Below are 25,767 nucleotides of genomic sequence, written 5' to 3' on the forward strand. Positions count from 1 at the left end.
GTCAGTGGCGAGGTCTACGCTGGAGGATCCGGGAAATGACTACAGCGGGAATGCACCAACGCCGAACCGGGGGAGTGTGGGCGTCCGGTTGGACCGCTTTCGCCGGGGTCATGATGATCTTCGGCGGAGCGATGGCGATATTCGAAGGTATCGCCGCCATCGCCGAGGACGATGTTTTCGTCACCACTCGCAACTACACCTACAACTTCTCTCTGACGAGTTGGGGCTGGATCCACCTCGCCCTCGGCGTCCTCGTCGTGGCCGCCGGCATCGCCCTCTTCGGCGGAGCGGTCTGGGCGCGCGTGATCGGCATCGCGCTCGCGGGCCTGTCGATGATCGCCAACTTCATGTGGCTGCCGTACTACCCCGTCTGGGCCGTCGTGCTGATCGCCGTGGATGCCTTCGTCATCTGGGCGCTGTGCGTCGGAAGGAGCCGGGAGGCCCGCACCGGCTAGGACGGCTCAGCCGTGACGACCTGGGATCCTGCCGACACCGCCGACGGGCCACCGATCGTGGTGGTCCTGGGGGTCTCGGGTTCCGGGAAGACCACCGTCGGCAAGGCGGTCGCCGAGCAACTCGGAGTGCCGTTTCTCGAGGGTGACGACTTCCATCCGGCAGCGAACATCGCCAAGATGAGCGCCGGCCATCCTTTGGACGACGCCGACCGCGAGCCCTGGTTGCGTGCCCTCGCCGAGCGCATCCGTCAGTCCGCCGAGGCCCACGAGGGGCTGGTCATCGCCTGTTCGGCCCTCAAGCGTGCCTACCGCGACGCACTTCGGTCGTCGGCCGCCGGTGCCGGGCTGTGGTGTCTGTATCTCGCCCTGGACCGGGCCACCGCCTGGGACAGGGTGTCCCGGCGTACCGGTCACTTCATGCCCGCCGGGCTGGTCGCGTCGCAGTTCACAACGTTGGAGCCGCTGCAACCGGACGAGCCGGGCATGACCCTGGACGCCACCGCCGATCTTCCGGCGCTTCTCGGCCGGGCGCGGGCCGCTGTCACCCGCCGCGACGGGCTCGCAGGCAGCTGAAGGCCTGGTCGAGTCGGTCGGGTGTGGGGGCGGGGCGCGGTCGGCCGGTTCGCGCATCGCTACAAGCAGTGGAGCGGCGGAATGATCCTGGACATCGACGGCGATGGCAGCCCCGCTCCTACGCCGTCGGCCTGACCGCCCGTTCGCGTCGGCGTGCGCTCACCCGGCGCCAGATCGCCCGCTGACACTTGAGTGTGCCGGTCCCGACCACGATCAGTACGACGATGTTGAGCAGCAGTTGCAGCAGTGAGCCCCGGGCCTCGTCCCAGCTGGCGAACGCCGACGAGACGCCGATGTCCGCCGCCGCCGGAATCGTGGTCACCGAGATGAAGACACCGAGCAGCGCGCTCGTGCGGGCCTCGGCCAGCGAGACGATGCCGACGATCCCGGCCAGCACCGCCACCGCGGCGGAGAAGAAGTTGGGGGTGTCGATCAGACTCGAGACGGGCCTGAGCCCCAGCTCGAAGGCCCTCGGCTGGAGTCCGAGGCCCCGGACCGACAGGGCGAAGAGGAAGGTCGCGGCAATGGCCAGCAGGAAGCCCACGAGCAGCGCCATCAGGCCCTGCTCGATTCGCGGCCGCGCCCGGTGGCGCCCGGTGGTCGAATCCGAGCGCGACGCTGGTGATGGCCCCGTACTCGGGTCCGACCACCATGGCCGCGACGATGAGGATCTGCGAGTTGGTGATGATGCCCACCGCGCCGATGAGTCCGGCGATGACCAGGAACAGGTAGAAGCTCGGGGGGTACCTGCCCTCGGCCCGGATCCGGGCCTCCACCTGCTCCCACACCGGCGCACGCAGCCGGGCCCCGAGTTCCTCTGTCCCGGTCTTGGCCGCGAGGTCCGAGAACACCGTGTCCACCGGATCGAGGACGAGGGTGCCACGGTGTTCAAGGCCGAGGTCCCGCAGACCGCGCAGCACCTCGTTGGCGGCTCCGGTCAGCACGTCGCACTCGATGGCGTCGCCCTCGGGGTGGCGTACCCGGCCCGTCTGCAGATACAGGTTCAGCACGCATGCCTCGGCGCTCAGCAGGGCCATGGTGCGTTCGGTGAGGTCCGGCGGACACACCGCTCGGACATGGATCATGTCCATCCGGACCTCCGCGGATCGGTTCGCTGCGGCGGCCTACGGCCCCGGACGGGGCGCCCATCCATTAACGCGGCGGTCCCCGGCCCCGGCAACTCGGGGTGCCGGTGTCCGGCGTCCGTCGGAGAGTGGGGGTATGCGAACGTCCGACGAGCTGAGCGAGGCCGAATTCCGGTCGCTGTATCGCCACCTGCGCGCCACGGCCCCCGGCGGTGGCACTCCCCGGGGTGCCCTGGACACGATCACCGGGGAACAGGTGCTGGCGGCCGTCCGCGAGGTGCGGTCGGGACGTACGGTGTCGCTCGCGGCCCCGGTGAACACCCGTCCCGGACCGGACGACGCCGATCCGGCCGAACACCGGCTCACGGCTCCGGCAGACGCCGAACCGGCGGAGAAGGGCCTGGAATTCGCGCGGGACCGCCTCGCCATGAACATCCACGGTGACGTGAACAGTCACCTGGACGCACTGTGCCATGTCATCTACGACGGCACCCTGCACGGCGGTGCACCGGCGGCGGGTGCCCTGTCCCCGGCCGGAGCGAGCGCGCTCTCCGTCGACCTGGTCCGCGACGGCATCGTCGGACGCGGAGTCCTCCTCGACGTTCCCCGGCTGCACGGCGTCCCCTGGCTCGAGCCCGGAACGAGCGTGACAGCCGAGGACCTCGCCGCGGCCGAGGCCCGGCAGGAAGTCCGGGTCGGCCGGGGCGACATCGTCCTCGTGCGCGTCGGACACCGCCGACGCCGTGAGGAGCTCGGCCCCTGGGACGTGTCCGACGCCCGTGCCGGACTCCACCCGACCGCCGTGGAGTTCCTGGCCGAGCGGGAGGCGGCCGTACTCGGGAGTGACGGCAACAGCGACACGGCCCCCAGCCCGGTGGAGGGGGTCGCGTTCCCGGTGCATGTGCTCGCCGTCCACGCGATGGGACTGCATCTGCTCGACTACCTGCGGTTCGAGGACCTCGCGCCGATCTGCGCGCGGGAGGGCCGCTGGACGTTCCTCTGTGTGATCGCCCCCCTCCGGCTGCCCTCGGCCACCGGCTCCCCGGTCAACCCCCTCGCGATCCTGTGACGGCAGATGGCCGACGAGCGAGAGGTCGACATGCACTGTGGAGGGCCAACCCGGCCGCCGTCCACGGGGAGATCCGGACCTCGCCGGAGAGCGGGAATCACGCAAGGTCCCCTCGTCTCCCCGATGTCATCCGGAACGCCGCCACCGCTGGCCTCACCCGTACGGCACAGTCGTGCACGTGCCGCGGCCATCGTCGGCCGCCCGGGGCGGCACTCTGGTGAGGCGGTCACGCCCCGGGCGTGACGCCCGGACCGGACAGCGGGAGCAGCATGCGCGCAGACAGAGAATCCGGCCCGCCCGCAGATGGGGGGAAGAGCCGTTTGCGCGATCGGGCGGCGGATCTGAAGGTCCGGCTGCTGAGGCTGCGCAGCACCGCCGAGGAGCGGTTCCCGGTGATCACCCGCCTCACCGCCCACCTGATCGCGGTGAACCTGCTGGACTCCGCGACGCGGCTGGCGGCCCAGGCCTTCCTGACCGCCGTACCCCTGCTCTTCCTGGTCGCCTCCATCGCCCCGCAGAGCGTGCGCAACCAGATCATCAATTCTGTGCACGACCTCTTCGGCATCCATGGCGCCGCCGACCACGAGCTGAAGAAGGTCTACCAGGCCAACCCCGCCAATCTGCAGCAGAGCACCGGCGTGGTCAGCGCGCTGATGGTGCTGCTCTCCGCGACCGCCTGCAGCCGCGCGATGCAACGGTTGTGCCAACGCGCCTGGCACATGCCGAGTGCGGGCGCCCGGGTCGCCGCGTGGAGATGGCCCGTGTGGCTCGCGGTCTGGCTTGTCGTCGTCGTTCTGCAAGGGCCGTTGCGGGAGGGATTCGGCGCCGGACTGTGGCTGGGCGTGCCGCTTCTGCTGACCGTGGAGGTGGCCGTGTGGTGGTGGACCCAGCACCTGCTGCTGGCCGCGCGGCTCCCCTGGATGCCTCTGCTGCCCGGGGCGCTCCTCACCGGGGTCGCCATGACCGCCCTGTCGGTGATCGCGAAGTTCTACGTGCCGGCCGCGCTCAACCGCAGCCTGGACCGGTACGGGTCGCTCGGCGCGGTCTTCACCGTGCTGTCGTGGCTGATCGGGCTCTGCGTCGTGGTGGCCCTCGGCATCACCGTCGGCGCGGTCATCGCCCGGGAACCCGCCGTGGCCCGACGTCTTGGATCACCCGCTTGGCCCAACTCGCCGGAAAAGTGACCCAGGGATACGTTGGTACTGGATCAGGTGCCCCTTTCACCCGGCGGGACCGGAGCATGCTCCGAGGACGGTGGCCGGCATGACCGACGAGCTGCATTACGACGTCATCATCATCGGTACCGGTGCGGGCGGCGGCACCATCGCCCACCGCCTGGCCCCCACCGGAAAACGGATCCTCCTTCTCGAACGCGGCGACTATCTGCCCCGAGAACGAGACAACTGGGAATCCACCGCGGTCTTCGTGAAAGGCAAATACCGCGCTCCGGAGTTCTGGTACGACAAGAACGGAAACCAGTTCCCGCCCGAGGTCAATTACTACGTGGGCGGCAACACCAAGTTCTACGGCGCCGCGCTTTTCCGTCTGCGCCCCGAGGACTTCGGCGAACTCCGGCACCACGACGGCATCTCCCCGGCCTGGCCACTGAGCTACGAGGAGCTCGAGCCGTACTACACACAGGCCGAGCACCTCTACCTCGTCCACGGCCGGCACGGCGAGGACCCGTCCGAGGGCCCCACCAGCGCCCAGTACGCCTACCCGCCGGTCCAGCACGAGCCGCGCATCCAGCAGCTCAGCCACGATCTGGAGAAGCAGGGGCTGCACCCCTTCCACCTCCCGATCGGGGTGAACCTCACCCAGGACGACCGGGGCCGGGCCACACACACCAGCGCCTGCATCCGCTGCGATCGGGTCGACGGTTTCCCGTGCCTGGTCGGCGCCAAGTCCGACGCACAGGTCATCTGCGTCGATCCCGCCCTCGAACACGCCAACGTCGAGATGGTCACCCATGCGGACGTGCGGCGCCTCGACACGGACGGGACGGGTCGCAGTGTCACCTCGGTCGTCGCGACGGTGGGGGACGGGGACCCCGCCACCGTGGAGTTCAGTGCCGACGTCGTGGTCGTCGCCTGCGGTGCGGTCAACTCGGCGGCCCTGTTGCTGCGTTCGGCCAACGACCGGCATCCGCAGGGCCTGGGCAACAGCTCGGACGTGGTGGGCCGGCACTACATGCGGCACAACAACCTCGCCCTGATGGCCGTGTCCAAGGAACCCAACGACACCAAGTTCCAGAAGACCCTGGCGCTGCACGACTGGTATCTGGGATCCGACGACTGGGACTACCCCCTCGGCGGCATCCAGATGCTGGGCAAGTCCGACTCCGAGCAGATCCACGGCGAAGCGCCCCGCTGGGCCGGGGCCGTCGCCCCCGACATGCCCTTCGAGGTGCTCGCCCACCACGCGGTCGACTTCTGGTTGTGCGGAGAGGATCTGCCCCTCGCCGAGAACCGCGTCACCCTGGACCGGGACGGCGGCATCCACCTGGCCCTCGACGAGAAGAACAACATCGCCGGGCTGAAGCGCCTCCAGCACAAACTGCAAGGCATGCTCAGCCACTTGGGCATGCACGAACACCATCTGCTGTCGCACAGCATCTACCTGCACAAGGGCATGCCCATCGGCGCCACCGCGCATCAGGCGGGCACGGTCCGCTTCGGCCACGACCCCGAAAGCTCCGCCCTCGACGTCAACTGCAAGGCCCACGACCTCGACAACCTCTATGTCGTCGACACGAGCTTCTTCCCGAGCATCGGAGCGGTCAACCCTTCGTTGACCGCCATCGCCAACGCCCTTCGGGTCGGCGACCACATCGCGGAGCGACTTCAATGACGTCGAATCATCCGGACAACAGCCAAATCCGGCACCGCACCCCTCAGGAACGAGCCGAACGCGGCAAGGCCGCCCGGTCGTCCGTACCCCGCTCCAGCCACGCCGAGTTCGCGCCCACGGTGAAACGGCCCGACCCGGTGGACATCATCGACGCGCAGTCGGCGACGCGGGTTCCCGAGCTCGTACCGATCCGCTACGGGCGGATGACCGAGTCGCCGTTCCGCTTCTACCGCGGTGCCGCGGCCATCATGGCCGGAGACCTCGCCGACACCCCCGTGTCCGGGATCAGGGCGCAGTTGTGCGGGGACGCGCACCTGCTGAACTTCCGGCTGCTGGCCTCGCCCGAGCGCCGCATGATGTTCGACATCAACGACTTCGACGAGACGCTGCCCGGCCCGTGGGAGTGGGACGTCAAGCGTCTGTCCGCGAGTTTCGTCATCGCGGGCCGGGCGAACGGCTTCAGCACCAAGGAGCGGGCCGGCATCGTCCGGGCGACGGTGCGGTCCTACCGCGAGTGGATGCGACGCTTCGCCGAGATGGGCAATCTCGAGGTGTGGTATGCCCAGTTCGACCAGGCGTGGGTGCGGGAGCACTTCGGCGCGGAACTGAGCGCACGGGGCCGCGACCGCTGGTCGCAGGCGGTGACCAAGGCACGCAGCCGGGACAGTCTTCAGGCCTTCGGCAAGCTCACCCACGTCGTCGACGGGCAGGTCCGCATCGCCGCGGTCCCGCCGCTGATCACCCCGCTCCAGGACCTGCTTCAGGGCGTGGAACGCGACGCGCTGGAGAAGGAGATCCACCGGCTGATCGAACGGTACGGCCGCACCCTGCAGTCGGACCGGCGGTCCCTTCTGGAGCAGTACCGGGTGGCCGACATGGCCCGCAAGGTGGTCGGAGTCGGCAGTGTGGGCACCCGCTGCTGGATCGTGCTCCTGCTCGGCCGGGACGACCGGGATCCGCTGCTCATGCAGGCCAAGGAGGCCGACCAGTCGGTGCTGGCCCCCTTCGCCGGCGCCAGTTCCTACGGAACGCAGGGCGAGCGCGTGGTCTCCGGCCAGCGGCTCATGCAGGCCACCAGTGACATCTTCCTCGGCTGGGAGCGGGTCGAGGGGATCGACGGTCGCCGACGTGACTTCTATGTACGGCAGTTGCGGGACTGGAAGGGCATCGCCGAACCCGAGGCGATGGTGCCGGCCGGAATGCGGACCTTCGGCGAGCTGTGCGGTGCCACGCTGGCCCGCGCACACGCGCGGTCGGGCGACCGGATCGCCATCGCCGCGTACCTGGGCGGGGGTGACTCCTTCGACCGAGCGCTCGTGACCTTCGCCGAGCGCTACGCCGACCAGAACGAGAAGGACCACCAGGCACTCGTCGACGCCGTCCGCACGGGACGGGTAACCGCTCAAGCAGCCTGACGAGGCGATCAGCAGGGAGAACGCCATGGAACGCTACCCGCCCATCGCCGATCACGGACTCGTCGGGGATCTGCAGACCGCAGCCCTGGTGTCGTCCCAGGGCGTGATCGACTGGTTCGCGGCACCGCGCTTCGACTCGCCGAGTGTCTTCGCCGCTCTCCTGGACCACGACGGTGGCGGCCATTTCCTCCTCGCACCCGATCACCCCGAGGGCACCTGGAAACAGCTCTACTACCCGGACAGCGCCGTCGTGGTGACCCGGTTCATGTCACCCGACGGAGTCGGCGAGATCGTCGACCACATGCCGGTCCTGCCGGGCACGACGGCGACCGACCGGCACCAACTGGTGCGCGTCGTCCGCGCGGTGCGCGGCACCGTGCACTTCGCTCTCGAATGCCGGCCGCGGTTCGACTACGCGCGGGCCACCCACGACCTCGACCTGACGGACGGCACGGCCACCTTCCGGGCCCCGGGTACGACCGCCTACCTCCAGGGCAGCATCCCGCTCGAACGGGACGGCCAGGACGTCAGGGGCGGCATCACCCTCAGCGACGGAGACTCGGCAGCCGTGGTGTTCACGGTGTGCGCGCAGGACGGGCAGGCGCCACCGCCACCCACCACGGAGCAGATCACCGAAGGCCTCTGGAAGAACGTCGACTTCTGGCAGAAGTGGGTGCGCACCTCGAACTACCGCGGCCGCTGGATGGAGATGGTGCACCGCTCGGCGATCACCCTCAAGCTCCTCACCTACGCCCCCAGCGGCGCGCCGGTCGCCGCCGCCACCATGGGACTGCCCGAGCAGGTCGGTGGCGAGCGCAACTGGGACTACCGCTACACGTGGGTCCGGGACGGCTCCCTCTCGGTGCGGGCGCTGCTCGACCTCGGCTTCGTGGAGGAGGCGACCCGCTTCACCCACTGGCTCGGCGACCGTCTGGGGGCACGCGAAGGACCGGACGACGAGCCCCTCCAGATCATGTACCGGGTCGATGGCGACCCGCATCTGACCGAGGAGATCCTGGACCACTTCGAGGGCTATCGCGGCTCCTTCCCGGTCCGGGCCGGCAACGCCGCCTCCGACCAACTCCAGCTCGACATCTACGGCGAGGCCCTCTACGCCCTGGCCGAGGGCCGCCAGGTCGGCGAACAGGCGGGCTACCACGGGTGGAAGGGCATGACCCGCACCCTCGACTGGCTCGCCGACTCCTGGGACCGCCCCGACGAGGGCATCTGGGAGACCCGGGGCGGACGCAAGGACTTCACCTACAGCCGGGTGATGTGCTGGGCGGCCTTCGACCGCGGCCTGAAGATGGCAGCGGAGTTCAGCAGGCCGGCCGACACCGTGCGCTGGACACGGGCCCGCGACGAGATCCTCGAACAGGTCATGGAACGCGGCTGGAACAAGAAGGAGCAGGCATTGGTCCAGCACTACGGCGGAGACGTCCTGGACGCCTCCCTGCTGCTGGCCCCCCGGGTGGGTTTCGTGTCCCCCCGCAGCCCCGGCTGGCTCAACACCCTCGACGCCATGGAGCGGGTCCTCGTCTCCGACAGCCTCGTCTACCGCTACGACCCCCAGGCCTCCCCCGACGGACTGCGCGGTTCCGAAGGAACCTTCAGCCTGTGCACGTTCCTGTACGTCGACGCCCTGGCCCGCGCGGGCCGGCTCCCGCAGGCCCGCTACACCTTCGAGAAGATGCAGACGTACGCGAACCACGTCGGCCTGTTCGCCGAGGAGATCGGCCCGAGCGGCGAGCAACTCGGCAACTTCCCCCAGGCCTTCACCCACCTCTCCCTCATCATGGCCGCGACGACGCTGGACGAGGCGCTCGACCGGGCACCGCGCTGAACGGGGGGATTCCCGGCCTCACTCCGCAAGCCCGCACGGCGGCAGAGACGACGCGATGACCTTCACCTACGAGGCCCTGCCGATGCGGATGGTCTTCGGCACCGGCAGCCTGCGCCAACTGCCCTAGGATACCGAGCGGTTGGGCCTGCGGCGGCTCCCGGGACTGTCCACGCGGGCATGCTCCCGTACGCCGCCGCCTTCAACCTTCCCGCGGCACCGGCCGTCGAGCAGACCCTGCGACGTGCGCCGGCCACCGACGACGTGGCGAAGCACCTCGCGTGAGCCTCCGCCGAACTCGACGCCCCCCGCTCGATGGCCGAACTGGGCCTCGCCGAGCGCGACTTCGACGAGATCGTCGCCCAGACCCAGACCTACACCAACCCGAGCCCGGTCACCGGGCAAGCTCTCCGCTCCCTCCTCAAGGAGGCCCGGAAGGGAAGCCTCGCACCCTGACACGCAGCAGGGCCTGCGGTCCGCCCACCGGCCACGAGAGGGCGGTGTACGCGTCGATGCAGCCGATGCCGCCAGATTTCTGTGTTCATTGAACGGACAGCCCCCATTGTGGGTTGTCCGCGCGACTTCGATACTCACGGTCACCGGTCGCCGACCCGGCGGGCGGCCCGTGTCGTCGAGGGAGACACCCGTGTCAGGGACCGAGCCGGACCCACGGAAGGCCCGCATGATCAGGAACCAGCCGACCGAGCACGCTGCGGTCACCCGGCCGCGGAGCGTCCGCGACGCCGTACTCGATGTGCTGCGTCGCTTCGGGACGACCACGGTCTTCGGCAACCCGGGATCGACCGAGATCTCCTTCCTGGTCGGTTTCCCCGACGACGTGGAGTTCCGGCTGGCCCTGCACGAGGGTTCGGTGGTCGGCATGGCCACGGGCTGGGCGATCGCCCGGGGCCGGCCCGCGTTCGTCAACCTGCACACCACCGCCGGACTGGCCAACGCCGCCAGTGCGCTGGCCACCGCACGCGTCAACCGCGCACCGCTCGTGGTGGTGGTCGGCCAGCAGGACCGGCGGCACCTCGCCCACGAGCCGTTCCTCGCCGGACACCTCGACGGCCTCGTCGGCGAGTATCCCGTGTGGTCGAACACGCCATTGCGCCCGCAGGACGTGCCGGCCGCCGTCGCGCGAGCCCACCACGAGGCGATCACCGGAGCCGGACCGGCGATCGTCGTGGTCCCGATGGACGACTGGGAACAACCGGCCGCGCCCGAACGCGGTGCCGCGCCCCTGGCGGTGCACCGGGCCGCGCCCGCGGTGACCACGGTGATCGACGAGGTGGCCGAACTCGTCGACGCCGCCCGCAACCCGGTGATCGTGGCCGGTGCCGGCAACGACAGTGAACCGGCCTGGTCGGCGCTCGTGGACCTCGCGGAACGACTGGGTACGCCCGTGTGGCAGGAACCGTTCGGCGCACGCGCCGGCTTTCCCCAGGACCACCCGGCCTTCGCCGGCCACCTGCCGCCGGGCCGGGCGGGAGTGCGCGAGGTCCTCTCCCGCCATGACGCCCTGCTGGTGGTCGGCGCGCCGGTGCTGCGGCAGTACGCCTGGGAACCCGGTGATCTCCTTCCCGAAGGACTACGGGTCGTGCAGATCACCCAGTACTCCGAGGAAGCCCACGGCAGCGCAGCCGATCTCGCGCTGATCGCGGACCCCACCGAGGTCTGCCGTGCGCTGGCCGCCAAGGTCACCCCCCGCGCGGCCCGAGTGACCGGGCGGTCCGCGCCCGAACCGGTCCCTGCCCCGGGACCGGGCGAGCCGCTGATGCCGGCCCATGTCTTCGATCTCCTCGCCCGGCATCTCCCCGCCGATGCGATCCTGGTCGAAGAGTCCCCGTCCAGCCGCCCGGAACTGCACCGGCGTGTCCCGGCCCGCGCGCCCCTGGGATTCGTCAGCGCCGCTGCGGGCGGTCTGGGCTTCGGCCTGCCGGCAGCGATCGGACTGAAGATGGGCGCCCCGAGCCGCCCCGTCGTGGCCGTCCTGGGCGACGGGTCCTCCCTGTACGGAATACAAGGGCTGTGGAGCGCAGCCCACTACCGGACCGGTGTTCTCTTCGTCGTCATGTCCAACGGTGGATACGCGATCATGGACAAGCTCGCCGAGAACTCGGGTCGTGGCAAGGCTCCTTGGCCCTCGTTCGCCGAGATCACGATCTCCGGTGTGGCCGAGGCCCTGGCATGCCCGGCAGTGCGGGTCACCACCCACGGGCAGCTCGAGGCGACGCTCGCCGACGTACTCCCCGGCCTCGCTGAACGCAGCGGGCCTCTTGTGCTCGACATCCAGGTCGCCCGGGACCGCACCTACGGCTGAACGACACGTCAGCAAGTATCAGGTCGTGGAACGGCAGGCCGTCCTTGCCACCGGGGCCGGACTCCGGGTGTGCCGGGAGGAGTTGGAGGGGGTGCCGTTCACGACGGCGCCCCCTTCAGCCCGAACGCGGCCGGCCGGTCGCCGCGCTGTCGATCTCACGCTCGAAGAGCCGCATGTCCCCGAACGTCTCATCCTGACAGTGGCCGAACAGTAGGCGAAATCCCCGGCCAGAACGCTGACAGGCCCCATCATTCAGACCTGCACGACGGCGCTTGCTCGACTCCCACAGACGTCATCAGGACAGCAGGCCGCTGTGGTAGCGGTGCGGTCTGCGGAGGTTGCCGCGGATGCGGCCGCAATCGCGCGGGACGCGGGCCGGCCGGTCGGCGGTGCCGAACGTCATCAGGTCGCTGGCCTGGTCATCTTCCGCTACGTCGTCGAGACAGTAAGCTGCACAGCACATGAGTTGACACTGTGGGGGGCCGATGTCAGCAGACGATCAGTCACGACTGGACGACGACCGGATCCGGCATCTGGAGCTGATCCAGACGATCGTGGCCCGGATGGGGAACAACTCGTTCCTGATCAAGGGCTGGTCGCTGACCGTCACTGGTGCGCTGCTCGCCTACGCCGTAGGGAACGACAAGGGCTCCGTCGCCCTGGTGAGCTTCCTGCCCGTGCTGGCTTTCTGGCTCCTGGACGGCTACTTCCTGTACCAGGAACGGCTGTTTCGGCGGCTGTACGACCGGGTGCGACGCCAGGACACCTCCGTCGAGCCGTTCGCGATGGACGTGACACCGGGCCGAGAGGAGGCGGGCGTACTACGAGCGGCTGTCTCTCCCACCCTGTCGGGCTTTTACGGCGGCCTGGTTCTGGCCCTGGTATTCGCGCGGCTGTTCGTGCTGTGACGCGGTCTCCGCGCGCAGCCGCCGCGCGGACTCGTCCAGCAGCTCAGGTTCCGGCTCGATGTGCCCGGGCCACAGTCGTGGCATCCGGTCGCCCTCGTAGCGCGGCACGACATGGACGTGCAGATGGGGTACGGACTGCGTGGCCGCCGCCCCGGACGACTGGATGACGTTGAGGCCCTCGGGGCGGTGGACGGCCCGCACCGCGTGGGCGGCCCTGAGCACAGCCGCGCCGACCGCTGCCGCCGTAGCCGTGTCGAGCCCCCAGATGTCCGCGACATGGCGCCGGGGCACGACGAGCACATGCCCCGGGTGCACCGGATTCCGGGGCAGGAACGTCAGCGTGTCCGCGGTCTCGGCGACGACACGGGCCGGTTCGGACCCCGCTGCGATCCCGCAGAAGAGGCAGTCGGCGTCGTGATGATCGGGAGTCATGGGTCGACGATAGGGCGCCGGCGTCAGCGGCTGCTCTCGTTGACATCGCGGAACGCCAGAGGAACCCGCATCACCTTGTGCCGGTCGAGCTGGGGCAGAGGCGTAGCGGCTGCTTTGACCATGGCCCTGACGAGCGAACGCACATACTCCGTAAGCGGCTGGCCCTTGTCCCTGACCAGGTCGTAGACGTGCCCGTCGTACGCCTTCTCGCCGTCCCAGCGCACCCGGTGCTGGTACAGGCCGAAGTCCTCCGGCGTCCGCCACCCTTCCATCGGCCTGACCCAGAAGACCGGCAGGATGGCGATCGGCTCCTGGGACTGTGCGGCGTCGACGTTCGCCATGCGTTGCACCATGACGGCCCACTCGCGCCGGCACCACTCGCGGGTGAAGTAGTCCTCGGTGATCAGAGGGACCAGAATCCTCGTGGTGCGAATCGCCTCGACCAGCAGGGACTCCCATTTCGTCCCGGGCTCCATGTTCCAGTCGAGGAATCCGGTCTTCCCGAGCCGGGCCGGCAGTTTGACCGCCACCTCCTTCTCCAGTAACTGGTGGAAGTACTGCACCTCGTCTCCGTCGGCGTCCCGGTTGTGCCAGCTGGTGAAGAAGAAGGGGTACTCCTTCTCAGCCGTCGGCTCCGGCACCGACCGGGGCGGCGGCAGGGAGCGAGCTCGGGCCGGGTGATGGGCGAGTGGCGTCGGGGGAGCAGAGGTGCCGCGCTGGTCCTCCAGCAGTTCGTCGACGATCCGCCGTACGGTGGCGGCCATCTGCCGACCGGAGCCGGAACTCTCCGTCTCCTCCTCCACGGCGTCGGCCAGGACCCGCAGCGCTGCGGGGTCCTCCTGCTCGAACACCGCGTCCAGCAGCACATCGACCCGCTCCGCCATGGTCATGTCGGAGGTCAGCACATCGCGTGGGACGATTCCCGTCGTCCGTCGGCGCAGGGCCTCCGTGAAGCGCCCGTAGCTGCCGGAGTCCCGGCACACGGCCGAACGCAGCAGACAGGAGCGCAGGCTCGTGCGCACGCCGTCCGGCACGCCGGCCCGGCGCTGCGGGGGTGCCAGCCAGGCGATCTCCACCACGGTGGCGATCTCTTCCGCGGTGACCCGGCCCGCGAGGACGGCCTCGCCGGCCCGCACGATCTGCTTCGGGTGGCCGCCGAAGGTGTCCGCGAGGTGGGCGGCCTGCAGCTGGTCGAGGCTCATGTTCTCCTTGAGGAGCCGAACCGACTCCGCACGACCCAGCGGACCCACGCACACCCGTTCCCGCTCGTCCCACGTGCCGGTGAAGCGTGAGGTGACCAGGATGCGGGCGTTGCCCTCCGGGAAGTGGCGCCGTATGCCGTCGGGCTCCGCCACGTTGTCGTAGATGAAGAGCCAGTCGGCGGCTGTGGGACCGTCCAGCGGCTCACCGAGGCTCTTCTCGAACGCCTCGCTCAGCCGCTCCGTCTCCTTCTCGACACGGTCCGCCAGTCTGGCCGGGTCCGTCTCCTGGCCGCAGTCGAAGAGCCAGATCAGCTGGTAGTGCAGGGTGTAGAGGTGGCCATAGGAGATGGCCAGCTGGGAGGTGCCGTAGCCGTGCGGGCGGCCCTCCGGGTCGTGGACCAGCACGGTGACATGGTCGGTGAGCCGCTGGTGGGTGTCCGCGATCTCTTCGTCCCTGCCGACGAACGGCGCGGGGAGGGGCGGGAGGTTGGATATCGGCGGAAGCTGCCGGGGCTGGCGTCTTGGCACGCTCACCGGCCGCCCCTGCGATCCTGTGATGGCCGGCGTGTTCCGGGCAGCACCTCACCGATCCGCTGCTCGGCCTCCGCCAGATCCGTTCCCGCCAGGACGACGACCTGTGCGTCCCGCACCAGCAGCGGCCGGGGAGCGGCGTCGATCTGGACCAGCACGGAAGGCGACGGCCGGTCGGAGGCAGGAACGAACGCCTCCTCCCATTCGGTGGGGGCGGTGTCACCGGCGGCGAAGTAGTTGTGCGAGAAGATGACGAGCAGACTCTCGGCTGAATTGCGCGCCCGGGCGACCGCGTCGGGCAGCCGCTCCCGGCCGGCCCGCCAGCGCCACAGCTCGACCTCGTGACCCCGTTGCTCCAGCACGCCCATCATCCAGTCGGCCCACGGTTGGTCGGCACCCACATAACTGATCGCGACCGAACCCGGCCCGTGGCCGCGGGCGGCGGGGTCCCGGGCATCGAGCCAGCGACGTGCCCACCGCTCGCCGCCCTCCCCTTCCGGGAGCGGTCCGGGCGGCGGCGCGCTCTCGCTGCCGAACGCCGGAGGCAGCGTCCGCGCATCGGTCACGCCCAGTGGCTCCAGTTCCGTACCCCCGGACTCGGCAATAGTTTTGGCCAATTGTTCGACCAGGGCGTAGTACCGTACTTCGCCCTCTGCCTGTGTCGACGCGGCCAGCGACTCCAGGCCGTCCTGCCGCAGCCAGTCGAACGGACCGGGCTGCTCCACCGATTGACGTACCGATTCCGGTAAGTCGCCGTCGCGGACGGGCTTCCAGCACAGCGGGATCAGGCAGCCACGTGCCGCCATGCCCCGGGTGTCCTCGTGATGGCGCATCCGGGCCCCGAAAATCGCCCATTCGAGGCCCGCGCCCCGGTCCTTGAAGTACCGGGGCGAGTACAGTGCGATCATCACTCCGGCCCTGGTCACGTCGGACTCACGGGCCGATTCGGGCTCCATCAGCGCACCGATGACGCCGCTCACGCCGAACCCCTCCTGGATCCGCAGGTGGTACTCCAGGTCGGTGTGAAAACGCGTCAGCGCACGCCAGCCGTCAGCCCGTACACAACTCGTATAGAAGAAAGCGGCTGGATCCACGAGCCCCTCACAAGGTACGCCGGCAGTCCGGTAGGACGGACATTCGCGCAGACTCGGTCAGAACTGTTGCCCGATCGGTCAGCAACGGCTCCTCGGAGGCCGGTTCACTTACCCTCAGTATTCGTGAGGATAGGCTTACTCGGATACCGCCGATACACTCCGAAGTGTCCGAACGGGAGCGTTCGGCAAGCGCGTCGAGGTATTCACGAGCGGGGGCGAGCGGTCCGAGGACGCACGAGTCCTGGACTGTAGCAGCAACCACACAACTCCCCTGGCGCCTCGTCCGTTTGTTCGCGCACTCCTGCTCGGGCTTCGCTGAATCGCGCGGGTCCGGGACAGTCGGGGGGAGCCTGCATGATGGGACGTGAGGCGTTACTGCGCGCGGCGGACGGATCGGGACCGTCCGTGGAGAGCACCGTGCAGGCACTGCCGGACGCTCTGGATCTGCTCCGGCTGCCCCGCACCGCACTCGTCGAGGCCCTGCTGCGCAACGCGGGCCAGGACAGCGGACCCGAGCGGCCGAGGTGGCTCAGTGCGGTGTGAGACCGCGCCCCACGCCACCTCGCCGCCCGAAGAACCGGCGGCGATGTTCACTCAGTTCGTCGTCAAGCTCTACAGCCGCTGCAACTTCGGCTGCCCCGACTGCTACGTCTACGAGCACCGCGATCGCGGCTGGAGAGCCGAGCCGCTGATCATGAGTCCCGCCACGATGCGGCGGTTGTGCATCAGGATCGCCGAGCACCTGCGCCGCCACCGCCCGCAACGGGCTCAGGTGGCCTTGCACGGCGGCGAACCCTTACTGGCCGGACCTTTGGCCGTGGAACGCTTCGCTCGCGGTCTGCGCGACGAGACCGAGGGCCTGCCGACCCAAGTCGACCTCCTCGTACAGACCAACGCCTCGCTCCTCGACCGCGCCTTCCTGGACGTCTTCCGCCGCTACGGCATCACCGTCGGGGTCAGCGTCGACGGCACCCCGGAATCCCACGACCGGCGCCGCCCCGACCGAGGCGGCCAGGGCACGTACACCGAGGTGGCTCGCGCGCTGTCGCTGCTGCGCACACCACGTCACCGGCCCCTGTACCGGGGGCTGTTGTGCGTCATCGACATCGAGGCCGATCCGGTGGCCACGTACGAGGCGCTGCTGGAGCACGAACCACCCGCCGTCGATCTGCTGCTGCCGCTGGCGACCTGGCAGTTCCCTCCGCACCGTCCCCCGGGGGCCGGAGACGCGCCGTACGGCCATTGGCTCGCCGCCATGTTCGACCGCTGGTTCGACGCCGACCGCCGGGAGACCTCGGTCCGGCTCTTCGACTCCCTGCTCGACGTGCAGCTGGGCGGCACCAGCAGCAGTGAGATGTGGGGTCAGTACGGGGCGGACGTCGTGGTGATCCAGCCGTCCGGGCTGATCGAGTACAACGACGTTCTCAAGACGGTGAGTTCACTGGCCGGCCGGTCCCCGCTGCACATCGCCGCCCACGACTTCGACCACGCGGCCGCGGACCCCGGGTTCGCCGCGGAGCGCGCCGGTCTCGCCGGGCTCTGCGGGCAGTGCCGGTCCTGCCCGGTCGTCGACATCTGCGGGGGCGGGCTGCGCGCTCATCGCCACCGCCCGGACAACGGCTTCGACAATCCCTCGTGCTACTGCCCGGACCTGCGCTTCCTGATCGACCACGCGCGGAATCGGCTGACGAAGGGCGTCATCTCCCTGCGCGCGCGTCTTGACCGAAAGGGGATGAGCGCATGACCGGCCACCCCGGCAGTCCCAGCGCCCCCTACTACTACGTCAGCCACGCTCTGCCCGCGCCGACGGATCCATGGCTGCGGATGTTCAACACCGACCTTCAGGCCGAGATACACCGGCGCCTGGGCCCCGACCCGAGCCACACCGGCCTGCTCCCGGAACCCTCCCGCGACCTCACACCGGGGGAGTGCGACGTCACGCCCGCCATGCGCTGCCGTACCTTGCTCGCGTTGCTCACCGATCGCTACTACAAGGAACCACGCACACTGCGCGACCTCGCGGTGTTCCGCCGACGGCTGCTGTGGGAACAGCATCAGACCGGACAACGCTCGACGGCTCTGATTCCGATCCTGTGGACCACCAAGGGACTGCCTCCGCGCCAGGATCCGGACACGGTGGCAGTGCCGGTCGGCGACTACACCGCATCCGGTCTTGCCGGTCTGGTGGGAGCCCCGCACGTTCGCGGCGGATACCTCAGAGTGCTGCGTGCGGTCGTAGAACGGATCGTCACCGGAGCCCGTCTCTCGCCTCCCGTCATGAACCCCCAGGACCTCTGCTTCACCCTGTCCCCACAGGTATCTGGAATGCCGCGAATTTCGCTCTCGGACAGTTGCTTCCCCAATATGCCTTACACGCCGGTACGGGTACCGTGGCAGCCAACGCACGCCGCACGACCGTCCCTTCACCCGGAACCCCGGCGGGACGCATCCCCCCACAGATCCTGGTTCTCCCCCGTGGAGAACGACGACCGGCCGATCCTGCGGGGGCCTCACAGCTGACGCACCGAGGTTGGAGCGACAACCGATGAGCAGTGCCGCGCAGTCTGGGTCCGAACAGGGCCGCAACCGGGCGACTGTCGTGACCTTCTACTCGCACAAGGGCGGAGTCGGGCGGACCATGGCTCTGGCCAATGTCGCCTGGCTTCTGGCTGATGCGGGGCATCGCGTCCTCATCGTCGACTGGGATCTGGAATCGCCCGGGCTGAACCGCTTCGTGCGGCCGTTCCTGCCCGACCCCGAACTGCGCGAGTCAACCGGCGTGGTGGAGATGATCCTGGACTACGGCCGGGCTGTGGACGCCCTGGAGGCCCGGGGGCTGTCCGGGGAGGTGTTCAGCGCCCGGCTGGCAGAGCTGCTTGAGCGGCATACCCAGGTCGGCAACCACACCGACCGGCTCAAGTACCGGTTCACGCGGCCCGAGGGCCGTATGGACTTCCTCGGGCCGGGCCTTCAGGACAGCCTCTACAGCGAACGGGTCGCGACCTTCGAGTGGAACCGCTTCTACCGGGAGCAGGGAGGCCGGCGCTTCGCGGAAGCACTGCGAGAGAGCCTGCGCACCAGCGACTACGACTACGTCCTCATCGACAGCCGCACCGGCCACTCCGACAACGCGAGCCTGTGCACGCTGATTCTGCCCGACGTGGTCGTCGTCGGATTCAACCTCAGCAACCAGTCCATCGACGGCTCGGCCTCCGTCGCCCGCCAAGTGCGGGAACGGTCCGCCGGTGGCGTCAGGGTCCTGCCGGTCCCCATGCGCGTGGACGACTCCAAACCGGAACAGGCCGAGCGGCGCAGGGCACGCGCCAGAAGTCAGTTCGAGGGCGCGTGCGGGCCGATTCTGCACAGCGGTGAGCTGCAGTATTGGCGCGAGGTCGAAGTCAAGCACCTGCCGAACCTCGCCTATGAGGAGGTACTCATCCCGTTCGCGCTGCCGAACTTCGAGCCCTCGGTGCAGAAGCAGGCGTACGAACGTCTCGCCCAGGAGATCAGCGGCGACCGCACGCTGCGCTTCGCGCCCCTCCCGGACACCGTCCGCTCCCAGTACATGGGGGCGTTCACCGAGGTGCCCGCACCGCCCCGCCTGGTGCGCTTGGTGTTCGAGCCGCAGGATCGTGCCTATGCGGACTGGATCCGCGCGGAGCTCAACGCGAACGCGGTGCCCTGCGACTTCGACCCGGGCCCCGGGGACCGGGCCGCCCGCACGGACGCGCCGGGCACCTTTCTCGTCCTGATGTCCTCTGCCATGGTCTCCTCCCCCCAACTCACCGCACTGGCAGCGCACTTGCCCAAGCAGGACGCCCTGGCCAACGGGGCGTGGGTGGACGTCGCCTGGCTCGAGGACGTCGAGGTCCAGAAGGCGTTTCGTAACCGGCCGGGTCCCAAGCTGTACACGCTGGACGAGGCATCCGCACGTACCGCCCTGCTGACCCACTACATCTCCGCCGAGCGGCGCCCCGCGGCCTGGGCGGACCGGCTGGGGCGCGGACCGCGCTTCCCCCGCAGGCACCCGCGGGAATGGCATGTTCCGCATCAGCGCCAAGGCGAGTTCCTGGGCCGGGAAGGGTATCTGCGCACCCTGCGGAACGCCCTGCAGCCCGGCGAAGCGGCCCAGCCGGTCGTGCTGCACGGGCAGGCCGGGGTGGGCAAGCGGACCCTCGCCACGGAGTACGTCCACCGGTTCGGCGCGGACTACGACGTCGTGTGGTGGATGCCGGCCGACAGCGCCGATCGAGTCGAGCGGGAGCTGGTACAGCTGAGCGTGCGCCTCGGTGCCGCCCGGCCGTCCTCACCGCGGGCCGTCGAGGCGCTGCGCGAGCAGCTTGAAGGCCGCCGCGCCGGGGCCGAACGCCTCCTCCTGGTCTACGACGACGCCCGCCACCCGGAGATGATCGCCAGCCTGCTGATCAACAACCCCCACGTCCACCTGCTGATCACGTCCGAACATCCGGACTGGGGAGCCCTGGGCCGCCGTATCGATGTCGAACCGCCCACAGCGGCCGAAGCCGTACGGTACCTGCGACGCAAAGCCCCCGACCTGACACCCGAACTCGCCGAACAGCTTGTGCAGTTGGGCGAGCCGCTGCCACAGCTGCTGGACCAGATGGCCGCCTATCTCAGGAGCACCGCCCGCCCAGCGCAGGAAGTGGTGGCCGAGCTCGCCCAGTCGATCGAGAGCCGACAGGCCGTGGGTCAGCACACCGCCTCGGCGGTGTGGCAGTCCGTCGTCGAGGACCTGGGCAAGGAACGTCCGGCCGCGCTGGACCTGATGAAGATGCTGACCGTTCTGTCCCCCGAGGGGGTGGGCTGGGAGTTGCTGGAATCACCGGCCGCCCTGGCCTTCCTGGGGCTGCCCGAAGGTGCCGAAGGCCGTCGCCAGCTGGGCTTCGCGGCGCGCGGCCTCGTCAGCCGGTCCCAGGGCCGCATGTGCGAGAACGGCAAGCGGTTCAGGGCGGCTCGAATGAACCTCGCCTCGCAGCGTCAGGCCCTCACCGACCAGGAGACGGCGGAACTCGCCTCGCGCGTCCGACAGGTCCTGGCCGCCTACTCGCCCCCGGATGACCGCGTCGACGACCAGGACATGAACCCGCGCTACGCGGAACTGGACGCCCACGTCGACCCCTGCGGAGCGGCGGAGGACGACAACCTGGACGTGCGCCGCTGGCTGGTCAACCAAGTGCGCTACCGGCGCCGCAGCCAACGCCTCGACGCCGCGTTCACCCTGGCCCGCCGCCTGGACGAGGTATGGACCGCCCGGTCCTCGCCCGACGACGACACCCAGCAGTTGCTCCTGATGAGGCTGCGCGCGGAACTGGCCAACATCCACATGGACGCCGGACGCTACGCCGAGGCCAACCGTGTCAACGGCAAGGCGCTGGAGGAACTGCGCCGGCTCCAGGATCTGGACGGCCACTTCACCCTGCGCAGCGCCCTGCCCCGCGGAGCCCAGCTCCGTGCGCTGGGCCGGCCACAGGACGCGCTCGCCGAGGAGCAGTCGACCCGGGAGGTCCTGCGTGCCCGTTACGGCCTGGACAACCACTTCACCCTGATGGCGTCCCACAACCTCGCCCTGTCCCTCGCCATGGTCGGTCTGCCCCAGGACTCCATGGAGCAGCACGAGGACGTCTACACACGCCGGATACGGGTCAGCGGCGAACAGCATCCGCTGACTCTGCTCTCGTCCCTCTACGTGGGAAGCCGGCTGCTCGAAGTCGGCCGCTACGAGGCCTCACTGACCCGTCTGCAAGAAATCAACCGGGTCGTCAGGAGCCATGAGGACTTCGGCCCGTCCGACCTGATCACCCTGCGCACCGCCTTCGCGCTGGGCTCGACACTGCGGCACATCGCCGCGCTCTCCCCGAGCCTGTCCGACGGCGAACGACTCGACAAGGCGGACTCCGCCCGGATGTGCGACGTACAGGCCGTGGACGGGTTGGAGGCGTACGGCGGTCCCGAGCACCCCGAGACGCTGGCCGCGCGCGTCGCACTCGCCGCCGACCTGCGGCTCGTGGGCCGGACGTCGGAGGCGATCGACAGGGCGGAGCGGAACCTCGCCGCGTACCGGACATGGGGGGACGAGCACCTCTTCACCCGTATCTGCGAAGTGAACCTCGCCCTGTGCCTGCGCGACGCCGAGGACGAGACCGCCGCTGAGTACAGTGAGCGTGGCCTGACCGGCCTGCGCCGGATCCTGCACGTCGACCCGCGCCACCCGCTGGTCCTGATGGCCGCCGTGTGCCACGCCGACATGCTGGTCTTCGCCGGCAACTCGCTGGCGGCACGGGAACTGTACGAGCGCACCCACCGGGACCTGGGGGAGAGGCTCGGCACTGAGCACCCCCTCACCCTGGCCGTGGCCGCACAGCTGGGGCTGCGGGAGGACGCGGGGGGCCGAGCCCGCCCGGACGGCCGGGTCGGCGTCGAACTGGACATCCCCACCATCTGAGGTAAACGCACAGAGCAAGGAGTATCCGATGGAGTACCCGTGGACGACGTCCATCGGTGTCCCGCACACGGTGGCAGTGCTCTCCGCCGCGCCTGGCAGTGGAGCGACACGGCTGACGGCTGCGGCCGGTCTGCTCATCGACTACGCAGTGGGCCGCGTAGGACAGTCCGTGATCCTGATGGACGCGGACACGGAGACCGACGGCGGCGGGCTGACCGACCTGACCCGCTTCTGGAAGACGGTGTCCGACGCCGAGGTGGATGGTCTCCTCGGATTCGCCCAGGACCGCATCGGACTGGCCGAGCGCTCCGTGCTCCCCTACATGCGCCACGTCTACACCGGTTCGCGACGTCAGGACATGGCACTGTTCGCCCTCGGCCCCGAGGACGACCTCGGCGGACTCCCGTCGGACGAGACGCTCTTGCCCGTCGTCGGTGCCGCGCTCACCAGACTCGCGGAGCTCCAGGGCTGCCTGATCGTCGACTGCGGCGCCGGCCGTACCGCGCTCACCCTGGAAGTGTGCCGCCGCCTCGAACACATCATCGTGATCGGCGGGCCCGGGCCACAGGGCGGCGAGGACACCGCCGGGCTCCTGTCCTGGCTGACGGAACACGGCCTGGGTGGCAAGGTGCTCGGCTGGGTGTGCAACGACCCGAGCGGTACCCACCCCGGCACAGCCGGCCCCGCCGAGGCGGGCCCCGCGCTGATGCGGCTGCCGTACGACCGGCGAGCCGCCGACACGGTCGCCCAGGGGCGGCTGCCGGAGCGCACGACAAGTCCACTTCTTCAGGCTCTGTGCGAGCAGTTGCTGGCACTGTGGCCGGACGTTCTGAACGACGGGTCATGGGGGAGAGATGAGTGACACCAGGGGACGACAGCCTTCCGTGGTACCACCGGAGGTTCGCCGCGCGCCTCATGTGACCGACGACAGCAACGCGAACATCAGGCTGTGCGGCACGACGCTGAGCGAGAACGGTCTCCATCATGTCGCGGAGTACCGCTGGGGCGTCTTCAACTACTCGGTCGACATCCTGGACCGGCTCCCCGCGTCCGCGGGCAGCGGATTCGGCGGTACGGAGATCGAGAGCCGACGGGAGACGTTCATCCGTCTGGGCCGCCAGCTCCACTACATCCTGGGCCGCATGGACCACGTGCTGCGCTCGGTCGACAGCGGCCGGCTCATCCGCAGCGTGCTCCAGTTCGGCGACGGAGCGGTCTTCCACTACCACTTTCGTGCGGACAACTACTTCGCCGGTGTCTCCCTCGGCGCGGACGCCGTCGAGGCGGGCGACCGGGCCATGGCCGACCTCGTAGCCGCGTTGAACGACCGGATCGGCGTCCCGAGGCCCAACCCGGGCGGCTTCCTCACCGAGTCGTCCCCTCCGCGGACGGATCCGTGGCTCTCCACCAAGAAACGGCACCTGGTCAGGGAAGGAGACTGGGGAGAGTCGGATTCCCCCGTCCTCACCCACTGCCGCGACGCGGTGACCGCGCAGGCACTGCACTACGCCGGCTACTTCGCACCGGGCATCGGCCGCTTGAGCGCGGACGCCTTCAACCATCCCGACCTGTCCGCGTTCTTCGACGGCCTCACCCGCGACGAGCGCCGCACCCACTACGCGGAGCTGGGCGAACGCCTGCATTACGTGGTGGCCCGGCTGAACCAGTCCCTGCGCGCGGTGATGCCGGGCAGACTCACGCGTGTCGTGCTCGACGTGGAAGAGGGCGCCCTGTTCTACGTCGACCGGGCCGACGGCCACTTCCTGCTGGGCGTCACCCTCGACCAGAGCCGAGTGGCCCTGGCCGACCAGCAGATGAACCGGCTCGTACAGAGCATGTCGGCCACGCCGGGTGAAAAACCGGACGAAAAGCTCTGACTCGGATCGCCGCGGGTGACCAAACGCTCACGCGGGTACGTCGTACGTGCGAACCGTGTGCATTCGGTCCCGGCGCGCACCCCCAGCTGGGATGCTCATCGCTGTGGGGAGTCGGCCGGATCGGAGCGAGCCGTGACAAGCACGCTGAAAGCCGCACGTCATCTGAGCGTCATGCTCGCGGTGCTCGGCCTCGGTTGGGCAGTGTCGGCCGCCACCGGCCTCGACACCCTTACCGACACCGCGGCTTATCCGCTCGCCATCGCGGCGCTGCTCGCAGTCGGCCTGTTCGGATCGACCTCGGCCATCGATCTCGCCGAGGCACGCGACGACCTGCGCACACTGATCCTCGCGGTCACCGTCGGGGTCCTCGCCAAAGCGGCACTGATCGTTCCCGTGCTGTGGCTCACCGTCGACCAGCCGGCCTACGTCCTCCTCGCGATCACGGTCGCCCAGATCGACCCCCTGTCGGTGGCCGCGCTCCGGACACGGTCCAGGATGTCCGAGCGGGCAAAGACGGTGTTGTCCGTCTGGGCCGCCTTCGACGACCCGGTCACCGTTCTGCTCACCGCCTACCTGGCGCCGCTGGCGTTGAGCACCCTGAACGGCGGCGACTCCTCAGAACTGCCTGTGCCACCAGACTCGTACGCCCTCACCACGGTGGGGAACACGGGCCTGGCCGTCGTGGCCGCGCTCGCTTGGCACCTCCTGCGGAATCGGGACGGACGGCCGGCCTCCTGGTGGCGCACCGCTGCCTCCCTCATCGTGCTCGGCGGCATCCTCACCGCGGCCACCGCGTACGGGTGGATGCTCGGCGTGGCGGTCGTCGGCCTCTACTACCGCCCGCCCGCCCTGCTCGCGGCCCTCGACCGGATCATGCGCACCGCCTACTATGCGGCGCTGCTGGGCCTGGGCATGCTGCTGGTCGACGGCGTCGAGCCAGGACCTGGCATCGTGCTGGGCGTGGCCGCCTTCGTCGCGCAGATGATCGTCGGCTGGATCATCGCCCGGAACCTGAAGCCCTTCGACCGCATCTCCCTGGCACTCGGCCAGCAGAACGGCGTGACCGCCGTGGTCCTGGCCCTCTCCCTCAAACCGGCCCTGCCCCGCACGGTCGCCCTCGTCGCGCCGGCCATCGTCACCATCAATATCCTGCACCTTCTGACGAACGAGGCCTGGAACCGGCGCCCACAACCCCCCGTCGAGCCGGAGCCGGACGGCCCGCCACCGCCGGGCCCCCACGGGGTCAACAACGATGCCGACGACCCTGTCCCCCCGGCCGCCGACCAGCCCGCGCCCTCCGATCCCGGTGACGACCGCCCGCGCACCGATTCTGAACGGCCGGGTAGCGGCCGCGGCGCGCCGCGGGAAGCCGGAGCCCGCGCCCGCGCAACCGAGGGTGCGGACCTGGCGGTCCACGCGCACTTCGCGGACCTGCACGGGGTGTACGACATCAACGGCGGCATCCGCCCGGGGCAACAGGTCATCGCCGGGCGCCCGGCCCGCGAGTCCGACGACAGCGACGAGGGCTTCTGAGGGGGACGTCAAATGTCCCTGCTCGGCCGGCACTCAGCCACCCGACCTCCAGACCTCGTCGAGGCGACCAGCCTGCGGCCCCTCGTTGAACGAGGGGCCGCCGCGGTTGGCGATGTA

The 25,767-nt window shown here is 69.6% G+C and carries 21 protein-coding genes and 1 pseudogene; 17 read left to right on the top strand and 5 right to left on the bottom strand.

The genetic code is table 11. The features are described from left to right. Positions 1-35 precede the first annotated feature (35 nt). Entirely contained in the window at positions 36-455 is a 420-nt protein-coding gene (locus OG841_RS39835) for a DUF7144 family membrane protein (protein ID WP_328636954.1), read from the top strand. 12 nt (positions 456-467) lie between these two features. After that, on the top strand, positions 468-1,028 hold the full coding sequence (locus tag OG841_RS39840) for a gluconokinase (RefSeq protein WP_371569184.1): 561 nt from the start codon (positions 468-470) through the stop codon (positions 1,026-1,028). 118 nt (positions 1,029-1,146) lie between these two features. Here OG841_RS39840 and OG841_RS39845 read toward each other — a convergent pair. Then, positions 1,147-2,119, bottom strand: a pseudogene (locus OG841_RS39845) (DUF389 domain-containing protein). Positions 2,120-2,249: 130 nt separating this feature from the next. On the opposite strand from OG841_RS39845, the gene OG841_RS39850 reads away from it, so the two are divergent. The 7 genes from OG841_RS39850 (at position 2,250) to OG841_RS39880 (ending at position 11,610) form a co-directional block, all read left to right on the top strand. Continuing rightward, entirely contained in the window at positions 2,250-3,182 is a 933-nt protein-coding gene (locus OG841_RS39850) for a cyclase family protein (protein WP_365123236.1), read from the top strand. 320 nt (positions 3,183-3,502) lie between these two features. Beyond that, positions 3,503-4,366, top strand: coding sequence for a YhjD/YihY/BrkB family envelope integrity protein (locus OG841_RS39855; RefSeq protein WP_328636950.1), 864 nt, complete (start codon positions 3,503-3,505; stop codon positions 4,364-4,366). Between the two features lie 79 nt (positions 4,367-4,445). Next, a complete protein-coding gene (locus tag OG841_RS39860; protein WP_328636949.1) occupies positions 4,446-6,032 on the top strand; it encodes a GMC family oxidoreductase in 1,587 nt (528 codons plus the stop codon). Further along, positions 6,029-7,447 (top strand): DUF2252 domain-containing protein, encoded by a 1,419-nt coding sequence (locus OG841_RS39865; protein ID WP_328636948.1) that lies wholly within the window; start codon positions 6,029-6,031, stop codon positions 7,445-7,447. Before OG841_RS39860 ends, OG841_RS39865 begins: the two co-directional genes overlap by 4 nt. A gap of 25 nt (positions 7,448-7,472) precedes the next feature. Next, on the top strand, positions 7,473-9,290 hold the full coding sequence (locus tag OG841_RS39870) for a glycoside hydrolase family 15 protein (protein WP_371569189.1): 1,818 nt from the start codon (positions 7,473-7,475) through the stop codon (positions 9,288-9,290). A gap of 312 nt (positions 9,291-9,602) precedes the next feature. After that, positions 9,603-9,743, top strand: coding sequence for a hypothetical protein (locus OG841_RS39875; protein ID WP_371569192.1), 141 nt, complete (start codon positions 9,603-9,605; stop codon positions 9,741-9,743). Between the two features lie 226 nt (positions 9,744-9,969). Then, positions 9,970-11,610, top strand: a complete 1,641-nt coding sequence (locus tag OG841_RS39880; protein ID WP_328636945.1) for a thiamine pyrophosphate-dependent enzyme — start codon at positions 9,970-9,972, stop codon at positions 11,608-11,610. A gap of 295 nt (positions 11,611-11,905) precedes the next feature. On the opposite strand, the gene OG841_RS39885 is transcribed toward OG841_RS39880, so the two are convergent. After that, entirely contained in the window at positions 11,906-12,073 is a 168-nt protein-coding gene (locus tag OG841_RS39885; RefSeq protein ID WP_328636944.1) for a hypothetical protein, read from the bottom strand. Between the two features lie 22 nt (positions 12,074-12,095). On the opposite strand from OG841_RS39885, the gene OG841_RS39890 reads away from it, so the two are divergent. Next, positions 12,096-12,518: a hypothetical protein gene (locus tag OG841_RS39890; protein ID WP_328636943.1), complete on the top strand. Its 423-nt coding sequence runs from the start codon at positions 12,096-12,098 to the stop codon at positions 12,516-12,518. On the opposite strand, the gene OG841_RS39895 is transcribed toward OG841_RS39890, so the two are convergent. From OG841_RS39895 to OG841_RS39905, 3 genes are read right to left on the bottom strand one after another with little or no spacing between them, the layout of a single operon-like run. Further along, entirely contained in the window at positions 12,432-12,950 is a 519-nt protein-coding gene (locus OG841_RS39895; RefSeq protein ID WP_328636942.1) for an HIT family protein, read from the bottom strand. The two genes, OG841_RS39890 and OG841_RS39895, sit on opposite strands and share 87 nt — an antisense overlap. Positions 12,951-12,973: 23 nt before the next feature. Continuing rightward, a complete protein-coding gene (locus OG841_RS39900) occupies positions 12,974-14,686 on the bottom strand; it encodes a TIR domain-containing protein (RefSeq protein ID WP_328636941.1) in 1,713 nt (570 codons plus the stop codon). Beyond that, on the bottom strand, positions 14,683-15,777 hold the full coding sequence (locus OG841_RS39905) for a toll/interleukin-1 receptor domain-containing protein (RefSeq protein WP_328636940.1): 1,095 nt from the start codon (positions 15,775-15,777) through the stop codon (positions 14,683-14,685). The genes OG841_RS39900 and OG841_RS39905 overlap by 4 nt, the downstream gene beginning before the upstream one ends. 354 nt (positions 15,778-16,131) lie before the next feature. Here OG841_RS39905 and OG841_RS39910 point away from each other — a divergent pair, with 354 nt between their 5' ends. From OG841_RS39910 to OG841_RS39940, 7 genes are all read left to right on the top strand, one after another. Further along, a complete protein-coding gene (locus OG841_RS39910; RefSeq protein WP_328636939.1) occupies positions 16,132-16,320 on the top strand; it encodes a hypothetical protein in 189 nt (62 codons plus the stop codon). 43 nt (positions 16,321-16,363) lie between these two features. Next, positions 16,364-17,521, top strand: coding sequence for an FxsB family cyclophane-forming radical SAM/SPASM peptide maturase (locus OG841_RS39915; RefSeq protein ID WP_328636938.1), 1,158 nt, complete (start codon positions 16,364-16,366; stop codon positions 17,519-17,521). After that, positions 17,518-18,297: a hypothetical protein gene (locus OG841_RS39920; protein WP_328636937.1), complete on the top strand. Its 780-nt coding sequence runs from the start codon at positions 17,518-17,520 to the stop codon at positions 18,295-18,297. The genes OG841_RS39915 and OG841_RS39920 overlap by 4 nt, the downstream gene beginning before the upstream one ends. Before the next feature lie 25 nt (positions 18,298-18,322). After that, positions 18,323-22,240: an FxSxx-COOH system tetratricopeptide repeat protein gene (gene fxsT / locus OG841_RS39925; RefSeq protein ID WP_328636936.1), complete on the top strand. Its 3,918-nt coding sequence runs from the start codon at positions 18,323-18,325 to the stop codon at positions 22,238-22,240. Between the two features lie 28 nt (positions 22,241-22,268). Further along, on the top strand, positions 22,269-23,102 hold the full coding sequence (locus tag OG841_RS39930; protein WP_328636935.1) for a MinD/ParA family ATP-binding protein: 834 nt from the start codon (positions 22,269-22,271) through the stop codon (positions 23,100-23,102). 55 nt (positions 23,103-23,157) lie between these two features. After that, positions 23,158-24,117, top strand: coding sequence for a hypothetical protein (locus tag OG841_RS39935; protein ID WP_328636934.1), 960 nt, complete (start codon positions 23,158-23,160; stop codon positions 24,115-24,117). A gap of 132 nt (positions 24,118-24,249) precedes the next feature. Continuing rightward, complete coding sequence (locus OG841_RS39940) at positions 24,250-25,650, top strand: hypothetical protein (RefSeq protein ID WP_328636933.1); 1,401 nt, start codon at positions 24,250-24,252, stop codon at positions 25,648-25,650. Positions 25,651-25,767: the final 117 nt, after the last annotated feature.

Source organism: Streptomyces canus, assembly GCF_041435015.1.
GTDB classification, from domain to species: Bacteria; Actinomycetota; Actinomycetes; order Streptomycetales; family Streptomycetaceae; genus Streptomyces; species Streptomyces canus_G.

Coding starts and splice junctions, on each gene's coding strand:
- OG841_RS39835 (WP_328636954.1), top strand. CDS start 36: ATGACTACAGCGGGAATGCACCAACGCCGAACCGGGGGAGTGTGGGCG.
- OG841_RS39850 (WP_365123236.1), top strand. CDS start 2,250: ATGCGAACGTCCGACGAGCTGAGCGAGGCCGAATTCCGGTCGCTGTAT.
- OG841_RS39860 (WP_328636949.1), top strand. CDS start 4,446: ATGACCGACGAGCTGCATTACGACGTCATCATCATCGGTACCGGTGCG.
- OG841_RS39865 (WP_328636948.1), top strand. CDS start 6,029: ATGACGTCGAATCATCCGGACAACAGCCAAATCCGGCACCGCACCCCT.
- OG841_RS39870 (WP_371569189.1), top strand. CDS start 7,473: ATGGAACGCTACCCGCCCATCGCCGATCACGGACTCGTCGGGGATCTG.
- OG841_RS39875 (WP_371569192.1), top strand. CDS start 9,603: ATGGCCGAACTGGGCCTCGCCGAGCGCGACTTCGACGAGATCGTCGCC.
- OG841_RS39880 (WP_328636945.1), top strand. CDS start 9,970: ATGATCAGGAACCAGCCGACCGAGCACGCTGCGGTCACCCGGCCGCGG.
- OG841_RS39885 (WP_328636944.1), bottom strand. CDS start 12,073: ATGTGCTGTGCAGCTTACTGTCTCGACGACGTAGCGGAAGATGACCAG.
- OG841_RS39890 (WP_328636943.1), top strand. CDS start 12,096: ATGTCAGCAGACGATCAGTCACGACTGGACGACGACCGGATCCGGCAT.
- OG841_RS39895 (WP_328636942.1), bottom strand. CDS start 12,950: ATGACTCCCGATCATCACGACGCCGACTGCCTCTTCTGCGGGATCGCA.
- OG841_RS39910 (WP_328636939.1), top strand. CDS start 16,132: ATGATGGGACGTGAGGCGTTACTGCGCGCGGCGGACGGATCGGGACCG.
- OG841_RS39915 (WP_328636938.1), top strand. CDS start 16,364: ATGTTCACTCAGTTCGTCGTCAAGCTCTACAGCCGCTGCAACTTCGGC.
- OG841_RS39920 (WP_328636937.1), top strand. CDS start 17,518: ATGACCGGCCACCCCGGCAGTCCCAGCGCCCCCTACTACTACGTCAGC.
- fxsT (WP_328636936.1), top strand. CDS start 18,323: ATGAGCAGTGCCGCGCAGTCTGGGTCCGAACAGGGCCGCAACCGGGCG.
- OG841_RS39930 (WP_328636935.1), top strand. CDS start 22,269: ATGGAGTACCCGTGGACGACGTCCATCGGTGTCCCGCACACGGTGGCA.